The organism is Micromonospora globispora (genome assembly GCF_003857015.1).
GTDB classification, from domain to species: domain Bacteria; phylum Actinomycetota; class Actinomycetes; order Mycobacteriales; family Micromonosporaceae; genus Micromonospora; species Micromonospora globispora.
Genome location: NZ_QGGF01000253.1, coordinates 1 through 1,041, shown reverse-complemented (window position 1 = coordinate 1,041; position 1,041 = coordinate 1). Strand labels below are relative to the sequence as shown.

At 76.7% G+C, this 1,041-nt stretch carries 1 protein-coding gene and 1 pseudogene; one reads left to right on the top strand and one right to left on the bottom strand.

Features of this window, described 5'->3' with window-relative positions; all coding sequences use genetic code 11:
* Positions 1-732 (top strand): helix-turn-helix transcriptional regulator (locus tag DKL51_RS11670; protein WP_148097768.1); only part of this gene is annotated, 732 nt, incomplete at its 5' end.
* 65 nt (positions 733-797) lie between these two features.
* Here DKL51_RS11670 and DKL51_RS11665 read toward each other — a convergent pair.
* Positions 798-1,041 (bottom strand): annotated as a pseudogene (locus DKL51_RS11665) (Bcr/CflA family drug resistance efflux transporter); the annotation flags it as partial.

The following is a 1,041-nucleotide window of genomic DNA, read 5'->3' as shown; positions in this document are numbered from 1 at the left end:
CCGCGTCGTCGAGGAGCAGCGGCGGCGGTCTCCCTGCGGCTGGCGTCGGGGGGCACGGTCGCCGGGGCGGGCGAGGCGGCACTGCGGGCGCTCGCGAAGCTCGACCAGGTGATGCCGTCCCGGCTGCGCGCCGAGGTGCGGGCGGTGCACGGCGCCACCGAGATCCTTGTCGGCCCCGGGGTAGAGATCGACGCGGAACTGCTGGTGACGCTCGCGCGGGCCTGTCGCGACGCCGTGCGGGTGCGGTTCCGGTACGCCGGCCGCGACGGCGGGGAGCGCGAGCGCACGGTCGAGCCGGTGCGGATGGTCACCACCGGCCGCCGCTGGTACCTGATGGCCCGGGACGTCGACCGCGACGACTGGCGCACCTTCCGGCTGGACCGGATGCGCGAGGTGGTGACGACGACCTGGCGCTTCCGGGCGCGGGAGCATCCGGACCCGGTCGCCTACGTGCAGCAGTCCGTGACCGAGGCGCCGTACCGGTATCTCGCCCGGGTGCGGGTGCACGCCCGGCCCGACCGCGTGCGGGAGCTGGTGCCGCCCCAGGTGGGGCGGGTCGAGGACGATCGCGACGGGTGGTGCGTGCTCGTCGTCGGCGGGGAGAGCCTGGACTGGCTCGCCGCGCAGGTGGCCCGGCTGGGCTTCGAGGCGGAGGTGCTGGAGCCTCCGGAGCTGCGAGAGGCCGCCAGCCTCCTCGCCCGCCGCCTCGCGGCGATGGCCGGGACCGGCTGACCCGGTCAGCCCCTGCTCGACACCGTGCCGGCATCGGCCGCTCGGTTTCCGCGCGCCGCGTCCCGTCAGTATGCCGCCACGGCCACCGGATCCGGCTCGACCTCGGCCAGTCGACCGGGCCGTACGACGATGAGCAGGACGGCCGTAGCCGCCACCATGCCGCCGGCCACCACCGCGGCCATCGCCACGCTTCCGGTGCCGAGCATGCCGACCAGAGGCGCGGCCAGCGCGCCGACACCGAACTGCACCGCACCGAGCAGCGCCGCGGCGGTGCCCGCCGCCTCGCCGTGCCGGGACAGCGCCAGGGCC